At 57.8% G+C, this 15,965-nt stretch carries 13 protein-coding genes; 2 read left to right on the top strand and 11 right to left on the bottom strand.

Annotated elements, in window-relative coordinates; translation table 11 throughout:
* Nucleotides 1-7: 7 nt before the first annotated feature.
* On the bottom strand, nt 8-1,327 hold the full coding sequence (locus HH303_RS14545; RefSeq protein WP_319637421.1) for a hydroxymethylglutaryl-CoA reductase, degradative: 1,320 nt from the start codon (nt 1,325-1,327) through the stop codon (nt 8-10).
* Between the two features lie 311 nt (nt 1,328-1,638).
* Between HH303_RS14545 and HH303_RS14540 the strand changes: the two genes are divergently transcribed.
* Complete coding sequence (locus HH303_RS14540) at nt 1,639-3,012, top strand: aminotransferase-like domain-containing protein (protein ID WP_169626097.1); 1,374 nt, start codon at nt 1,639-1,641, stop codon at nt 3,010-3,012.
* A gap of 10 nt (nt 3,013-3,022) precedes the next feature.
* Here HH303_RS14540 and gph read toward each other — a convergent pair whose 3' ends face one another.
* From gph to HH303_RS14490, 10 genes are all read right to left on the bottom strand, one after another.
* Complete coding sequence (gene gph / locus HH303_RS14535; RefSeq protein WP_169626096.1) at nt 3,023-3,670, bottom strand: phosphoglycolate phosphatase; 648 nt, start codon at nt 3,668-3,670, stop codon at nt 3,023-3,025.
* 33 nt (nt 3,671-3,703) lie between these two features.
* A complete protein-coding gene (locus HH303_RS14530; RefSeq protein ID WP_169626095.1) occupies nt 3,704-5,503 on the bottom strand; it encodes an NAD(P)/FAD-dependent oxidoreductase in 1,800 nt (599 codons plus the stop codon).
* 79 nt (nt 5,504-5,582) lie between these two features.
* Nucleotides 5,583-6,137: a VOC family protein gene (locus tag HH303_RS14525; protein WP_227421835.1), complete on the bottom strand. Its 555-nt coding sequence runs from the start codon at nt 6,135-6,137 to the stop codon at nt 5,583-5,585.
* 32 nt (nt 6,138-6,169) lie between these two features.
* Nucleotides 6,170-7,720, bottom strand: a complete 1,551-nt coding sequence (locus HH303_RS14520; RefSeq protein ID WP_169626094.1) for an FGGY-family carbohydrate kinase — start codon at nt 7,718-7,720, stop codon at nt 6,170-6,172.
* Between the two features lie 79 nt (nt 7,721-7,799).
* Nucleotides 7,800-8,375 carry a hypothetical protein gene (locus HH303_RS14515; protein ID WP_169626093.1) on the bottom strand — a complete coding sequence of 192 codons (576 nt, stop codon included), beginning with the start codon at nt 8,373-8,375 and terminating at the stop codon, nt 7,800-7,802.
* 49 nt (nt 8,376-8,424) lie between these two features.
* Nucleotides 8,425-9,513: an ABC transporter ATP-binding protein gene (locus tag HH303_RS14510; RefSeq protein WP_169626092.1), complete on the bottom strand. Its 1,089-nt coding sequence runs from the start codon at nt 9,511-9,513 to the stop codon at nt 8,425-8,427.
* A 52-nt stretch (nt 9,514-9,565) separates the two neighbouring features.
* Nucleotides 9,566-10,444 (bottom strand): carbohydrate ABC transporter permease, encoded by an 879-nt coding sequence (locus HH303_RS14505; RefSeq protein ID WP_169626091.1) that lies wholly within the window; start codon nt 10,442-10,444, stop codon nt 9,566-9,568.
* 14 nt (nt 10,445-10,458) lie between these two features.
* On the bottom strand, nt 10,459-11,439 hold the full coding sequence (locus HH303_RS14500; RefSeq protein WP_169626090.1) for a carbohydrate ABC transporter permease: 981 nt from the start codon (nt 11,437-11,439) through the stop codon (nt 10,459-10,461).
* Nucleotides 11,440-11,527: 88 nt separating this feature from the next.
* The gene (locus HH303_RS14495) at nt 11,528-13,054 is read right to left on the bottom strand and encodes an extracellular solute-binding protein (RefSeq protein WP_169626089.1); all 1,527 of its coding nucleotides are present in this window, start codon (nt 13,052-13,054) and stop codon (nt 11,528-11,530) included.
* Between the two features lie 398 nt (nt 13,055-13,452).
* Nucleotides 13,453-14,310 carry a MurR/RpiR family transcriptional regulator gene (locus HH303_RS14490; RefSeq protein ID WP_227421861.1) on the bottom strand — a complete coding sequence of 286 codons (858 nt, stop codon included), beginning with the start codon at nt 14,308-14,310 and terminating at the stop codon, nt 13,453-13,455.
* Nucleotides 14,311-14,941: 631 nt separating this feature from the next.
* Between HH303_RS14490 and HH303_RS14485 the strand changes: the two genes are divergently transcribed.
* Nucleotides 14,942-15,937, top strand: a complete 996-nt coding sequence (locus tag HH303_RS14485; RefSeq protein WP_319637420.1) for a thiamine pyrophosphate-dependent dehydrogenase E1 component subunit alpha — start codon at nt 14,942-14,944, stop codon at nt 15,935-15,937.
* Nucleotides 15,938-15,965 lie beyond the last annotated feature (28 nt).

Raw genomic sequence — 15,965 nt, 5'->3', positions numbered from 1 at the left:
CCTGATTCTACTCGCCCGTCAGACGGCGAAGGATTTCCTTCGCTCGGTCGACGCGCACATCTTGACTTTCAGCCAGTTCGCCAGCCACAATTTCGATCTGATTGCCGGTGGCTCCGGCGACGATGGCGATGTTCCGCGCATGCAGTGTCATGTGGCCGCGCTGAATCCCCTCGCTGGCCAGCGCACGCAGCGCCGCCATATTCTGTGCGAGTCCGACCGCGACGGCGATTTCCGACAATTCTTGAGCCGATCGAACGTCCAACAGCGCCAGCGATGCCTGAGCTGCCGGATGGGTGCGGGTTGCCCCGCCCACAAGACCCAGAGCCATTGGCATTTCGATGCAGCCCACCAGCGTACCGACACCGGAAATCTCCCAGCGCGTTAGGGAGGTATAGCGGCCGGCACGAGCGGCCCAGGCATGAGCCCCGGCTTCAATCGCTCGCCAATCGTTTCCTGTCGCGACGACGACAGGATCGATACCGTTCATGATCCCCTTGTTGTGAGTCGCGGCGCGGTACGGGTCGACGATGGCCATGGCGCAAGCCTCAACGATGCCTTGGGCAATGCGATCGCCCGAATATTCCCCGGTCGCCAGCGAGTCGATGGATAGTTCCATCCGGGCCCGGGCCAACCGCCGGTCCGCGAGATTCGACAGAATGCGAAGCCGAACCGGTCCGCCGGCGAGTTCCTCGACCATCGGCGCGACGCCTTCCGCCATGGTATTGACGGTGTTTGCGCCCATCGCGTCGCGAACATCGACCAGCAGATGCACGATCACCATCGGGCCGACAGGCGTCGTCTCGAAGACATTCACCTCGATATCCCGGCAACCGCCACCCAGTCCGACTAGGACCTTGTCTTTCTCATTCGCGGTCGCGACAATTTCGTCTCGGCGCTCCAAAATCCGTTGGCGAGCGCCATTCGGATCGTTCGTACCCAAGACCTGAACCTGGGCGATCATAACCGGATCGGTGCTGGAGGTACGGAATCCGCCATTGTCTCGGGCGATTTTCGCCATGTAGGACGCCGCAGCGACCACCGACGGTTCCTCCACCGCCATGGGAATCAGGTAATCGCGACCGTTGATCGTGAAATTTGTCGCCACGCCGATTGGTAGGTCGAACGTCCCGACGACGTTTTCGATCATTCCATTCGCCAGAGCGAGCGGCAGAGCGCCACCGCCCCGTAGCGCATGGGTATCCGATTGGCTCAGACCGGCGATTTCAGCTAGTTTTTGAAGTCGTTCCGACGGTTCGAGATCGCGAAACCCAGCGATCCGCGAATTTACCGCCCGGCGCGGTTTTTCCGCATCGGTGCCAACGATCACGTTGTCCTCCCTACCCTGCACCGGATTGGTTCCGGCGACGTTGACATCGATCTGACACCGACCTCACCTTCTACTGCAAGGTACAGTTTAAATAAATGTATCCTTACCGTATCCATTACAGAATACCGCATCGCACCATAACATTCCTTGCCAGAAGGGGGCGCAACGACGGATAATCCGATATATTAATAGGTCTGCGTTTTCGAACTTTCGGGCACGGGGAAATATGGATCATGCAGCGCATTCTTTATGAAAGGGCCCGTAAGGCAAGACCGCAAACCGATCTAACATTCTGATATTACGTGATATATATGACACTAACCGAAACCATCGTTGATAAGATCACCAAACGAATCGAGAGCGGCCTCTTGGAGCCGGGAAGCCGTCTTCTATCCATTCGGCGAGCCGCAGAGGAATATGAAGTTTCGAAAAACACTGTCGTGGAAGCCTATGACCGGTTGGTTTCAGCGGGTCTGATTTCATCACGGACCGGGTATGGGTTTACGGTCGCCAATAGGTACACTCAACTGGCATCCGATCACTCCCAACATGTAGCAGAGGCCGTCGACATCGCGTCGCTGTTGAGTGCACAACTTGAACAGAACTTCTCAATCCGGGTCGGCGACGGCCGCCCCCCCGCCTCCTGGACAGAAGAATCAGAGCTTCAGCGTCATCTTGGTCGCTTCAAGCTTCCTGCCGCATCCCGGGAGGACGGATACGGTTCGGCGATGGGCTACCCCGGTCTTCGGGACAGGTTGGCGATGAACTATATGGACCGGGGCGTTGAAGTCGGGACCGACGGGATACTTTTAACCTTTGGTGCCAATCACGCGCTCGACTTGATAATCCGCCGTCTGCTTCTGCCCGGGGATACAGTTCTGGTGGATGATCCGGGATACTATCCCCTGTTCGCGAAGCTGAAGCTCTCGCAGATCCGCATGGTCGGCGTGAGTCGGCTGGCGTCTGGTCCGGACATTGACGATTTGCGAGAAAAGGCGGAGCGAGAACGCCCAAAAATCTTTTTCACCCAATCGCTTGCACATAACCCCACCGGCGGATCGATAACGCTGCCAACCGCTCATGCAGTCCTTACGCTGGCAGAACAGCATGGTTTTGTCGTGGTGGAAGACGAACCGTTCCTGGACCTACCGACTGTGGACGGGCCATTCATGGCGCAACTCGATCAATTGCAGAACGTGATCCACATCGGCACCTTTTCCAAGACACTGTCCGCCAGTCTACGCTGCGGATATGTCGCCGCTAGGCCCGACATCATCGCCTCCCTGGCCGAATTGAAGATGCTGACCAGCGTCAACAGTTCCAGTTATGTCGAGCGTCTCGTCCACGGGCTCATGATCGACGGTCACTATCATCGCCACTTAAAGCGTCTTGCTCAGCGCGTTCGACGGGCCACGGACGTGGTAACGCAGAATTTGGAGCGGACGGGCCTTTCAACCCTGTCGACACCGACCGGGGGATATTATGTCTACCTGCGTTTCCCATCCGGGATCGACGATATGCACCTGGCCCGTCAAGCCATGGGCGAAGGCATCTTCACGGCGCCGGGCAGCCTTTTCTGCGTCGACAGGAAACCGAACCGGTCCGGTATGCGGGTCAATATCGCCTGGGCGGAATCGCCGCGTTTCTACGACTTCCTGTGCCGCGAACTCCAGAAACTACTGTAGCATTAGCCGACTATTTCATCGACCGGATCAAATTCGGCAGGTCGGCGAAGGCATCGAATTTCGCCGTATGCGGCAGGTCTTCGACGGCGCTTTTTCGGTAGCCTTCGGTGAACAGGAAAAAGGTGACTGCCGCCCGCGATGCTGTTTCGGCGTCGACGTCACTGTCCCCGACATAGACCCGCCGTCCGCCGCCCAACGCGTCAAACGCTGCGAACAGCGGGGCGGGGTCGGGTTTCCGGACCGGCAAGCTGTCGCCGCCCAGAACGATTTCGAAGAAATCGGACAGTCCCAGATGCGCCAACACAGCGCGCGTCGGTCTAAGTGGCTTGTTGGTGCAAACCCCAAGCCGTGCCCCGGCATTCCGAAGGTCGGCTAGAGCCTGCGGAACACCGGGATACGGATGGGTCAGCGTTACGGCGGTTTCGTAGGTCCCGGTGAAATCCGCCAGCAACCGGTCTTGAGATGCTTCGTCAATCCCCCGCGCGGCCCGCATGCGGGCAACGAAAACCGCCGCCCCATCGCCGATGAACGCCCGCGTCTCCGCCAGACTGATCGGTTCCGCCCCTTCGCGCGCCAACAGCCCATTGGCGATGCCTTGAATGTCCGGCGCACTGTCGATCAGCGTGCCGTCCAGGTCGAAAACGATCGAAACGTCCATAGGCCCCAGCAACGACGGGAAACCGCCGCTTCCTCAACTCAAATGATGAACTTCGCGCATACCATATACGGGAGTCGGCAGCCCCTCCATCCGCGCCTTCAATTGATGCGCCAGATAATGGGAATAGAACCGGGACTGATGCAGGTTGCCGCCATGGAACCACAACGCCTTTTGCTGGGTCGGCTTCCACATATTACGCAACTCCCCTTCCCAGGGTCCGGGATCCTTGGTCGTTCCGGAGCCCAAGCCCCAGCACTTCCCGACCTTGTCGGCCACGTCGCGACCGATAAGATCGGCCGCCCAGCCGTTCATCGAGCCATAGCCGGTGGCGTAGACGATCAAATCCGCCTCAAGTTTCTCGCCACCGTCCAGCACGACTCCGTCATCGACCACTTCCGACACTTGGCCATGGGCAATCTTGATTTCGCCGTCGATGACCAACTGGCAGGCGCCGACATCGATATAGTATCCGGACCCACGGCGTAGATATTTCATGAACAGGCCGGATTCGTCGTCGCCGAAATCAAGTTCGAATCCTGCTTTTTCCAGGGCCGAATAAAAGCCGGCGTCGCGCTTCCGGATATTGTCGTAAACGGGCTTCTGGAACGTATGCATGATCGCATACGGCACGGAGGCGAAGATCATATCCGCCTTCTGCGTGGTCATGCCGTTGGCCGTCGCTTGCTCCGAATAAAGCGGCCCCATGCCCAGTTCCATCAAAGAGTCCGATCGGACAATATGGGTGGAGGAGCGTTGGACCATCGTGACATCCGCCCCGGCTTCCCACAGGGCGGCGGCGATATCATGCGCCGAATTGTTGGACCCGACGATAACGGCTTTCTTGCCCTTATAGGCGTCCGGCCCCGGATGTTTGGACGAATGATGCTGATCGCCCTTAAAGCGATCCATGCCGGGGAAGTCGGGCATGCGCGGCTTGCCCGACATGCCGGTCGCCAGCACCAATTGCTTTGGTTTCAGGACGACTTCTTCGCCATCGCGATCGACCGTCAGCGTCCATTCGCCCTTGGCCTCATTATAGGACGCGCTCTTGCAAGACGTGCGGGTCCAGTAATTCAATTCCATGACCTTCGTATACATTTCCAGCCAATCGCCGATCTTGTCCTTCGGCGTGAAGATCGGCCATGTCGGCGGAAACGGCATATACGGCAGGTGATCGTACCAAACCGGATCGTGCAGGCAGAGGGATTTATAGCGGTTGCGCCAGGCGTCTCCGGGACGGTCGTTCTTGTCCACGATCAAGGTCGGCACGCCGAGTTGCCGCAATCGGGCGCCCAAGGCGATACCGCCCTGACCGCCGCCGACGATCACCACATAGGGCTGCTTGCTGTATCCCAGCGTTCGCTGCTCTTCTTCGCGTTCTTCCACCCACGTCGTGCGGCTTCGGTCGGAACCATGCTTCACACCGAATGGGCGGTTGAAACCGAGCGTTTCCTCGAACCCTTTCAATTCGGCCATGCCGGTCAGCAGCGTCCAGATCTTGCCGTCCTTGACGCGCACCATGCCATAGCCCCGGCACAGATCGGTTTCAAAGGTGATGCAGGCCGTTACCACCCCATCGGCTTCATCCACCGATTCTTTCGGATCCAGTTGGAACGCTGCCGGTTTGATACCGGCAAGCTGCGCGGTCAACATATCGCTGATCGCATCCTTGCCTTCCATCGTGCTGATGTTCCAGGTGAAGCTGACGAGGTCCCGCCAGTAGCAATCGTCCTGGAATAGGTCGATGACACGGTCGATATCGCCGCTTTCCAGCGCTTTCCCCAAATCCGCGACGATGGTCGCGGCCGGGCTGTCGATAATCGTATCAGGCATAACGCCCTCCCATTGTATGTATCCCGCACGGGCGCGATGCCGCCGCCCTCAATAGAGCCGCGGCATCGCCTGCACGTCTTTAAAGCGTGGTTTCCGCAACATTCGCCGGATTGAATAGGCGCGTCTTGCCCGATTTCTTGGCGTCGTTGTCGTAGACGGTTCCCTTCGGGGCGGACACGATTTCCAGCTGTTGCCCCCAGGGTGCCATGAAGTAGCACCAGGTGAGCCCGAGATTCGGCCCTTCGGTATAGGATGTCGGGTCGCCCAGGACCTTCACGCCTTTCGACTTCAAGAAGGCGATCGCCTCATCCATGTCATCGACATAGAACGCGAGGTGATGACCGCCGACATCGCTGTTTTTCGGTGGCGTCTTGTCCTGGTCTGGCGCCCGATACTCGAATACCTCCAAGTTGGTGCCATTCCCGCAACGCAGATAGCGGAATTCGGTGATCACCGAACGGGGGTGGACGTTCAGGTGTTCGGTCATCCAATCGCTGTCATCGACACGGAAATCCGTGGCGGCCGTGTAAAGGGTTTCCGCCCCGAGGATTTCTTCAAAGAACGTGCAGGCTTCATTGATATCCGGAACCGTGAAGCCGATATGTTCCATTCCGCGCATTCCTGGCATAGCCATAATCGTTTCCTCCTGTTTTATAGGTGTCTGCGTCAGCAGTACTTGTTGGCAAAGGCGTTGAGCTTCTCATACGAGCCCTTGGCCATCGCCTCATAGAAATCGCGATAGATTCCGTGCTGTTCGGTATAAAGCACGGCCAGATCGCGATTGGGTTCGAACGAGCTTTCGAGGTGCACCATCTCGCCCACCCCTTCAGACACGTCGGTGAATTCACCGGCACCGACCGCCCCCAAGATCGCGGCACCGAGAACGGTGCATTCGCGTTCCGAGGTCACATGAACCGGACGTCCGAACACATCCGACATGATCTGAACGAAGCCAGGGCTCTTGGTCCCACCGCCGGTCAGCCGCAATTCGGTGACGCCGCCCTCGATATCGCTGTCGAAGGCATCGACCACCATCTTCATCTCGTTGGCGCATCCTTCGAGCATCGCCCGGATCAGATCCTGACGATTGTGATGCAAACCGAGCCCCAGATAGCCGCCCCGGGCGAAGGCGTCGTAATACGGCGTCACCTGGCTGGACAGGAAGGAATGGAACAACAAACCGGACGCGCCGGGCTTGGCCTCGCCCGCCTCGTCCACCATCACGGCGAACGGGCTTTTCCCTTCCTTATGGGCTTTCTGGATGTCGTCGTTGCCGAGGTTGTCGCGCCACCATTTCAGGCAGGCGCCAAGGCTGAACGCCGCCCCTTCGATGTTCCAATGGTTCGGCACACCATGACCGCCCCACCACAGGTTCCGCCCCTTGATCAGGTCCAGCGAATCCAGATGGGCCACCATCACTGCGGCGGTACCGACCGTGAATTCCGCCAGCCCCTGACGGATCACGCCCGCCCCGATCGCCGCGCATTGCTGATCCCCGGCACCGCGGCACAGTTTCACACCGACCGGGATACCCGTTTCCACGGATGCCTGTTTGGATACCGTCCCGACGAAACCGGTCGGAATCCCGACCGGCGGCAGTCGGCTGCGGTCGATGCCGCATAATTCCAGGATACGGTCGGACCAATCCAGCTTCGCAATATCCATCATGCCGTTGAGCGTGAGCGACGCCGGATCGGTTTCCCATTTTTCGGCACCGAGGCGGTGCAGGAAATATTCCTGACCATTGGCGAACCACGCGATCTTCTCGAACAGATCCGGCTTCTTGTCGCGCAGCCAGGCGATTTTGGAGGCCGTCCATAGCGGGCTGAGCTGCATGCCGGTATGATCGTGGTGTTCTTCAGGCGGCAGGCTTTCGCCGATGCGGTCCGCTTGTTCCACCGCGCGCGCATCGTTCCACACGATACTGTCGGCGAGCGGCTTCTTGTCCTTGTCCAGCAAACAAACGGTGCCGCGCTGGCTTGAAACGCCGACCGATTTGTAGGCTTCCGCCGGTAAATTCGCTTGCGCGATCGCCGCTTTGCTGGCCTCGCAAATACCGTCCCAGACGGCGTCGAGGTTTTGCTCGTTCCATCCCGAACGCGGCGAAATCGTGGGATATTCCTTGTATCCGTGACCGAGGCATTTGCCTTTCGGATCGAATACCATGACCGTGCAACCGGTCGTCCCGGCATCGATCCCAATAAACGCTCTTTCCATTTATCCTCCCCTTCAGGACGTTTGTTATCCGCATTGTGCGGTTTGTTTTGATACGTCCCGGATGCCGTTCTTCGGCGGCTTATCCGGTCGTCATTTCATCGACCTCCGAAATCCATTCGCTCAACAATTCCAGGAACCGTGCCCGACGCGCCAAATTTGCGCGGGGCAATTGGTCCAGGCAGTCTTTCTTGAAAGCGACGACATCCTCGCGGACGCCCAAGGACGCCTGCGGCTCCAGCGCAATCGCGGTGTCTCCTTCACCGTGCCACCGATCGTTGACCGGAAAGCCAAAGGGACGAAGCGCATCATTCCAGGTTGCATCGAGACGGAGGGTCCGACCGTCCTCCATCCGCAGGACGACATAGTTGTGGAAGTCGTCGACCCCCGCCTCTTGCACCATCTCGCGTAATTCGGCCGACATGCCGGGATGTACGGGGATCCCGGCGGCGAAGTCGCCCCTGACCGTTTCGACATCCGCCTTGAAGCCCGCCTGACGCAGCCGGTCTCTCAGCAGAAGATGCTTGCCGGTGCAGGACCCGGCGCGGCGATCGGCAATGGTCAGCGGATCGCGCACGCCATCCGACAGATAGCGATAGCGCCGAACTTCGTGGAACAGGTCCACCGCCGGTCGGATGTCACTCCGTTTATCCGCCATTTTCCCAATCATCGCGTCGCCAATCCGATCATGCCGTCCGCACTCCCCGTCAGACGATGGAAATCCCGGTTTCCGCCGAGAATAGATGTGCATGATCGAAGTCGAACGAAACGTAGCACTTTTCGTCGGCTTCGAAGGGAGATTTTGGATCCGTCCTGACACGAATATGATCGCCCCCGCTGAGGACATCGACCAACATGTCGCTGCCCAGCAATTGGCGGGAGAAAACCGTACCCGCGATCATGCCGTCATCCGGATCGGCGGTCAGGCGCACATTCTCAGGCCTGACGCCGAGCCGAAGGTCGCGTTCGCCGCTCGACAGCGCGGCTTTCGCCAATCGGTCGTCGAGCGTGATCTTGAACCCGTCATGCATCAGATTCACCGCATTGCCTTCCTGCGCGCAGGAACAGGCGATCAGGTTCATCGCCGGTTCGCCGACGAAACCGGCAACCCAGGCATTCACCGGATTCGAGTAGATTTCCGCCGGTGTGCCGAATTGCTGCAACACGCCTTCATGCATGACCGCGATCCGATCCGCCATCGACAGGGCTTCCAGCTGATCGTGCGTCACATAGACCGTCGTCACGCCGAGATGCTGTTGCAGGTGCTTTAATTCGGACCGCATGCGCGCACGCAGCTTGGCATCCAAATGCGCAATCGGTTCGTCGAACAGATAGATCTGCGGCTGACGAACGATCACGCGACCGATGGCGACACGTTGCTTCTGACCGCCGCTGAGCTCCATCGGCTTCCGGTCCAGAAGATGCCCGATCTCCAACAAATCCGCGGCTTCCTGAACGCGCTTTCGAATTTCGTGCTTCGCGACCTTCGCAAGGCGCAGCGGATTGCCGATATTTTCCGCGACGGTTTTATGCGGATAGAGGGCGTAGTTTTCGAACACCATCGCGATATCGCGATCCTTCGGCGCCAGATCGTTGATCCGACGATCCCCCAACAGGATGTCGCCCGACGAGATATGCTCCAACCCCGCCAACATCCGCATGGTCGACGACTTTCCGCACCCGGACGGGCCCAGCATGCAAACGAACTCTCCATCGTCGCATTCCAGGTTCAAATCCCGCACGGCGACGGTGTCCCCGTAATACTTCCATACATTCTCAATTTTCAGCGCGACCATTAGCTCATTACCTTCTTAATTTCGCTTGCGCCCGGACGAAGCGGGCAGCGTGTCATTCCTTCACGGCGCCCATTGTCAGACCCGCGACCAGATATCGGCGGATCAGGAGCCCGAGCAGCATCATCGGGGCCGTCGTCACCACGCCGGCCGCCATGATCTTGCCCCACTGCACATTCTGGGGCTGGACCAATTCCTTTGTGGCCGCAGGCAGGGTTTTGGCCGCGCCGCTTCCGATGATTGTCGCGAACAGGAAGTCGTTCCACGCGAACAGGATGCACAACACCAGGAACGCGCCGATGCCCGGCGCCACCAGCGGCAGGATCATCAATGTCGCCTGGAATCGGGTGGCCCCATCGCACTGCGCCGCTTCTTCCACCGCATAGGGAACGTTGTCGAAGAAGCCCTTAAGCATCCAAATCGCGAAGGGCAGATTGAATGTCGTATAGGCCAGGATCAGACCGGGAATCGTCCCGACCAACCCGAAATTTCGGAAGATGGCGTAGAGCGGCACGATCACCGCAACGACCGGCGCCATTCGGGTGGAAATGATCCAAAACAGCAAATCCTTCTTGCCGCGGAATTCGTAGCGCGACATGGAATAGGCACAGGACGTGCCAAGGATGACCGCCAACAAAGCGGAGCCGACGGAGGCAAGCAGACTGTTGCTCAAATAGGTTCCGAAGGATTCCTCGGTAAACAGAGCGACATAGTGCTTGAAGGTCGGTGTGAAATGGACCAGCGCGGACGTGCCGGCCCAATCCCCAACCTCCGGTAGGGTGAAGGCCTGCAACAGGTCCTTCATCGACGAGCCGATCATGATCACGAACGGCAGGATCGTCCAAACCACATATGCGGCCAGGAAAACTTTAGCCAAAACCGACAGAAGACGGGAAAGGCCGGTGTCGTATTGAACGATATCGCGGGAAGCCATGCCTTATCTCCTCGTCAGTCTTTTTGGTTCGCCAGGGCCTTCTTCTGCGCGGGGTTTTCAAAGACCCGCACAAGAATCATGCCGAGGATGATTGTCACGGCCAGCAGCGTGAAGGCGATTGCCGCGCCGCGGCCCAGTTTGAAGAACTGGAACGACACATCGAAGAGATAGACTGGTAGAATTCGTGTGGAGTTGCCGGGTCCCCCGCCGGTCATCGCCAGGATGTGATCGATGAAGCGGAAGTTATCCATGAACCGCAGCAGGATGCCGATCAGCAGGAACGGATAGATGTTCGGCAGAGAAATGGCGAAGAAGTTCCGGATCGGACCGGCCCCGTCGACCATATGCGCCTCGACCTGATCGCGCGGCACGCGTTTCAGACCGGCCAGCGCGATCAGTGTGATCAGCGGAGTCCATTGCCAGATATCGACGATGACGACACCCCACAAGGCGCTGCCGTAATCCGCCAGGATCGACGTTTCCCCTAGCAGGCCCAGGCTCTGGAACAGCCAGTGATACCAGCCGAATGTGCCGTTGTAGAGATAGTACCATAGCAGACCGGCAACGACCGGCGACATCATCATGGGCATCAGGACAAGCGTCACCAATACCTTTTCGAAGCGGCTGTTGTTCAGGATGACGGCAAGCAGGACCCCGACAAGAATTTCGAAACTGAGGCAGAGACCGGAATATTTGGCGAGCATCAGCCAGCCTTGAATATTCTTTTCGTCGGTCAGCAGCCCCGCGTAGTTTTTCAGGCCGACCCAACGGTCCGCGCCGCCGATCACGATCTTGTGGAGACTCATGTAAATAAGCCAGAAGAACGGATAGATCGTAATCGCCGCCAGGGTGATGATCGCCGGCAGCATCAGATACAGATGGAATCGGCGGCGCGGCGCCGTGTTCCGGTTTTCGGGTTCATAATCGATCGTACGCGCCGCGTAATCGTGGTCTTCATCCACGGTCACGAACGATGTCTTCGCTTCAATCAGCATGATCGCAGACCTGTCCGGTAAAAACGTCGTATATCGAGAAAATCCCTGCCGTACGGCGCAACGCCGTACGGCAGGTCAGTTCGCGAGGTTAGACGCCGTTCAGATTGTCGATCTGCTCCTTGATCCGATTGCAGGTCTCTTCGGCCGTGGTCCGACCGGCAAGGCAGGACTGCATCTCGGCGGCAACGATATTGTGGTATTCGTTGGCTTCCGGGAATTTCGGTCCCAGCACGAAATGCGGGTCCTTGATGCCATAATCGTAGACAGCATCGAAGGTCAGCGCGTTCGGCATGTCCGTCGGGCGCTGACGCGCCTTTTGAACTTCCGGGATATCCATGACGGACTTCCGGGTGGGCGTGCCGCCGACACCTTTCAGAACGTTGAACTGGGTGTCGCGGGACGTCGCCCAGATCGAGAAGATATACGCCGCGCGCTTCACATCGTCGGAGGCATTGCCGTTAATGCCGATACCGCCGATACCGCAGTTGGTGCCGTTAACCGCCGGGCCGCCGTTGACGATCCATTCCGGAACGCCTTTCGGGCATGGACCGTATCCGGTACGCCCACCGGCCGCCACGGAGGTTTCGGGGTTTTCCACCGATGCCGCGAATTCGTGATACTGGACCTGCATGGCAATCTGGCCGGACTGGTAAACGGTATTCAGTTCCAGTGTCCCGTTGGCCAGATTGTCCGGGTGACTGACGTCGCCCAGGGCTTTCTGCTTTTCCATGATCAGGATGGACTGTTCGTCGCCCCAGTTCGTCGGCCCCGGTTCCCGAGACCCCAACTTGTCGTCGACATCGAAATCCGTCCACCGGCCGTTAGCGAATTGCAGCCGCTGGATGTCCAACTGGGTCGTCCAGGCGAACGAACCGTTGTGCTGGGCATACCCGTAAGGAACGTCTTCCCCGGATTCCTTCAGCGCCTTGAAGAAGGTCGCGAAATCCAGAACGTTCTGCCACGTCGTATCGGCGGTGTATTCCATCCGATAGCCGTATTCCTGTTCGAAGAGCTTCGAGTATTTTTCGAACAGGTCCTGACGATAGAAGGTGCAGGCCACGGCGGAGTCATATGGCAGAGCGATCAAGCGATCACTGTCGTAGTACAAACCGCACGCGTCGCGGAAGTTCGGGAACCACGCATCGCGGTCCACACCTTCCGGATCCTGCGGCAGGGTATCGTCGCCGATCAACGGCGTCAGGTCGGCGAAGAAGTCCGCGAAGGGCGCCCCGATCGGCTTGTCCTGAACATAGTTCAAGGCGAAATCGGAGTTACCGCTGCGCAGATCGATGCCGATCTTCTGCTGCACCACCGGCAGACCGTCGGTGATGATTTCAACTTCGATACCGGTTTTATCGTAGAAGGCCTTGATATTATCGCGGATCGCAAAGGACGGGGGTGTGTTTTCCGACATGAAGACAAGCTTCGTGCCTTCATACTGCCGCCACTTGGCCTCTTCCGACGAAGCCGCGTAAACAGGTCGGCGGGTGATCGTGGTCCCCAAACCGACAGCCATCGAGCCGACGCCGAGAGCGCCCGCCGCGCCGCCGCCGAGTTCGAGGAATTTCCGGCGCGACACCTTACGGTGCAGCGCATTCTTCGGTGCATAAAACATTCATTCCTCCCATTTATATTTTTTATGACCAAAGCAGCCCGCTGATCTTTCCGTCTGGTGCCGATTGATCTGTGGAAAATTTTCACCATGTTGCTTTCACGGTGTCAATAGAAAGAAATGGTGGAATATTTTTCTCTCTACGAAACGCCCGAATCCCAAGGCTTTTGGGTTATAAAGTCGGGAAAATCGAAGGTGTTTTGCCGCTTGTTCACACACGGATATAAGGAAAAATCTTTCACGACCGCCGCCGCAAGGCCCTGAAACCAGTCGAAAAAGATGGAATTTTTCAGCCTATTCACCGGCGGGCGCTATTCCCGCCGGAATTCTGGGTGGCTTTGGATATTTCCCAGAACCCCACTGGGCGCGGAAGCGCCCCTTTTACCGGCCGGACAGCGGCTTTAACGCATGAAATGTTGTTTCAGATTTTCCGCCGTATCGTTCAGGCACTGCTTTGCCGAACCGCCGGACTGGAACAGGACACCCAGATAAATCAGATAAATAATATACATCTGGCAAATCCGACCTTCGAGGAAGTCCCCATATAGAGGTACTTGCGGCGGGCCGTGATGCCACGTGATGAGGGCATGTTCCGCGGCCGTGGCGACGGCCGAGTCGCGATCGCTGGTAATGGCGAAGGTTTTCGATCCTCGTTCCCGGGCTAAGGCCAGAGATCGCGCGACGGTATCCGTCGTTCCGGTATGGGAGATGCCGAACACGGTAAAAGTTTCATCCACCGTCGTCGTGGCGACCAGTTGCGTATAGCCGTCGCGATGAACCGTTGTCTGAATGCCGGATTTCAGCAGCAAATGCGCGGCTTCCTCACAGACGGACGCGGCGCCGCCAACCCCCAGGAACAACACATGCTCCGCCTTCAGCACCTGGGTCACCGCGCTCTGTACCGCTTCGAAATCCAAGTGTTTTTGGCTTTCGCCGATACTCGAACTCAGTGCGCCATAGAGCTTCTGACTGATTTCGATCAGCGAATCGGTTTCGTGCATGGTCGTCGGAATGTTCACGAATTGTCGACCGGCGCTGCTTTCCGAGGCCAGCGCAAGCTTCATTTCGGAATACCCGCGATAGCCAAGCGCACGGGTGAAACGGCTGACCGTCGCCTCACTGACGCCAAGCGTATTGGCAAGCTCGGTAATGGACATTTCGAGCCGGCTATCCGAATGGGCACAGAGATAATCTGCGACGGTCTTCTCGGATTTTCGTAGGTCGGGATACCGTTGTTGAATACGGGCGACAATGCCCATCCCGTCAATCATATTGCCTCCTGAAACTCCCGACGCATACGCCGCAGACGAGTATAATCCCGAAATTCTGTCATAAGATCAAACAAATAGAGTAAAATTTTTTCACCATAATCAAGGACATACCGTCGTCCGTCGCTGGATGTGCCCGCCTATCAGATTGATTTTTAGGAATTTTTCTATTCCCCGCCATCCCCTCCCTCCTTAGAGGCTTCCCTCACGGATATCCGGAAACGACGCGGCTTCCCCAGCAACACGGCTGGAATTTTTTTCACAACACAAGGCGTACTTGCAATTTCATCTAGCGGATACTGCGTCCTGAAAATGTCTTTCTTGGAACGCCCGAACTTCTCGCACCCTTGCCCTACCGTGATCAGAATCTTCTCTATTGTAGTTTCTCGTTAAAAAACAAAATGTTATAATTTTTTCCCTATTCCAACCACTTCCCGCACAGCCATTTCGCCGACCTATCAATCCCGTATTTCGGAAATTTCTTCCTCATTTTTGGGGTCAAATCGCCATTTCTCCAAAAATGGTGAAAATTTCTTTACTTGCCGAAATCACCGTGATTAAACTCTGCGCAACGTCGGGAAAACCGACACAGAACAATCGAGTGTGTAGGGAGAACGCTCCAGTGACAAAAAAAGCGGTCGCGAGACGGAAGCAGAACGTCCCGCCCAAAGAACTCCTGCAAGATCTTTTCACGACGGCCTATAAGATCCGAAACTTCGAATCCGAAGGGATCAAGCTATACCGTCAGGGTCTGATCCGTGGGTATTTCCACCCCTATCTCGGCGAAGAAGGCATCGCGACCGGCGCCTGTGCCGCGTTGGAAGATCGCGACTACATCGCGTCGACCCACCGGGGCCACGGCCATTGTATCGCTCGCGGCGCGTCGATCGACGGAATGGTCGCCGAACTGCTGCAGAAACGTACCGGCTATTGTAAAGGGTACGGCGGGTCGATGCACATCGCCGACATCACCCAGAACAATCTGGGCGCCAACGGCATCGTGGGGGCCGGTACGCCCTTGGGTGTCGGCGCCGCGCTGGCCAATCAGGTCCGCGGATCGGACGCGGTGACGATTACGTTCACCACGGACGGCGCGACCAATAACGGCACCTTCCTGGAGGCCCTGAACCTCGCGGCGATCTGGGATTTGAACTTCATCCTCATCATCGAGAACAACCAATATGCGGTGTCGACGACGATCGAGGAGTCGACGCGCGAGCCGGATTTGTACAAACGCGGTTTGGCGATCGGCGTGGACAGCGTCCAGATCGACGGCAACGATTCGCTGCTGGTGTATCAAACCGTGAGCGACGCCGTGGAAAAATGCCGTGCCGGTAAAGGGCCCGTGCTGATCGAGGCGAAGACGTTCCGCCACAGCGGTCACCATGTAAACGACCCCGGCAAATACATGCCGGAGGAGCGTCTCGCCTATTACAAGGCCCGCGATCCCGTCGACCGTGCCCGCGAAAACCTGATCACCATGGGCGGCATGTCCGCCGAAGAGGTCAGAAAAATCGAGGAAGCGATCGAGAAGGAATTCGCCGACGCCGTGGAAGCCGCCAAGAACGCCGGCGAGATCACGGTCGAGGAATTCCGCGAATTCGTCAGCGAATACTGATCCGGCCGGGCCGAGCGCCCAAAAGAAG

The organism is Pacificispira spongiicola (assembly GCF_012926505.1).
Taxonomy (GTDB): Bacteria; Pseudomonadota; Alphaproteobacteria; order UBA8366; family Aestuariispiraceae; genus Pacificispira; species Pacificispira spongiicola.
Note: the sequence above shows the minus strand (reverse complement) of the source record. Positions and strands in the feature narration are given on the sequence as shown.

Bases quoted from the DNA above. Each gene is read 5' to 3' on its own strand.
- HH303_RS14540 (WP_169626097.1), top strand. From the start codon at position 1,639: ATGACACTAACCGAAACCATCGTTGATAAGATCACCAAACGAATCGAG.
- gph (WP_169626096.1), bottom strand. From the start codon at position 3,670: ATGGACGTTTCGATCGTTTTCGACCTGGACGGCACGCTGATCGACAGT.
- HH303_RS14530 (WP_169626095.1), bottom strand. From the start codon at position 5,503: ATGCCTGATACGATTATCGACAGCCCGGCCGCGACCATCGTCGCGGAT.
- HH303_RS14525 (WP_227421835.1), bottom strand. From the start codon at position 6,137: ATGGCTATGCCAGGAATGCGCGGAATGGAACATATCGGCTTCACGGTT.
- HH303_RS14520 (WP_169626094.1), bottom strand. From the start codon at position 7,720: ATGGAAAGAGCGTTTATTGGGATCGATGCCGGGACGACCGGTTGCACG.
- HH303_RS14515 (WP_169626093.1), bottom strand. From the start codon at position 8,375: ATGGCGGATAAACGGAGTGACATCCGACCGGCGGTGGACCTGTTCCAC.
- HH303_RS14510 (WP_169626092.1), bottom strand. From the start codon at position 9,513: ATGGTCGCGCTGAAAATTGAGAATGTATGGAAGTATTACGGGGACACC.
- HH303_RS14505 (WP_169626091.1), bottom strand. From the start codon at position 10,444: ATGGCTTCCCGCGATATCGTTCAATACGACACCGGCCTTTCCCGTCTT.
- HH303_RS14500 (WP_169626090.1), bottom strand. From the start codon at position 11,439: ATGCTGATTGAAGCGAAGACATCGTTCGTGACCGTGGATGAAGACCAC.
- HH303_RS14495 (WP_169626089.1), bottom strand. From the start codon at position 13,054: ATGTTTTATGCACCGAAGAATGCGCTGCACCGTAAGGTGTCGCGCCGG.
- HH303_RS14490 (WP_227421861.1), bottom strand. From the start codon at position 14,310: ATGGGCATTGTCGCCCGTATTCAACAACGGTATCCCGACCTACGAAAA.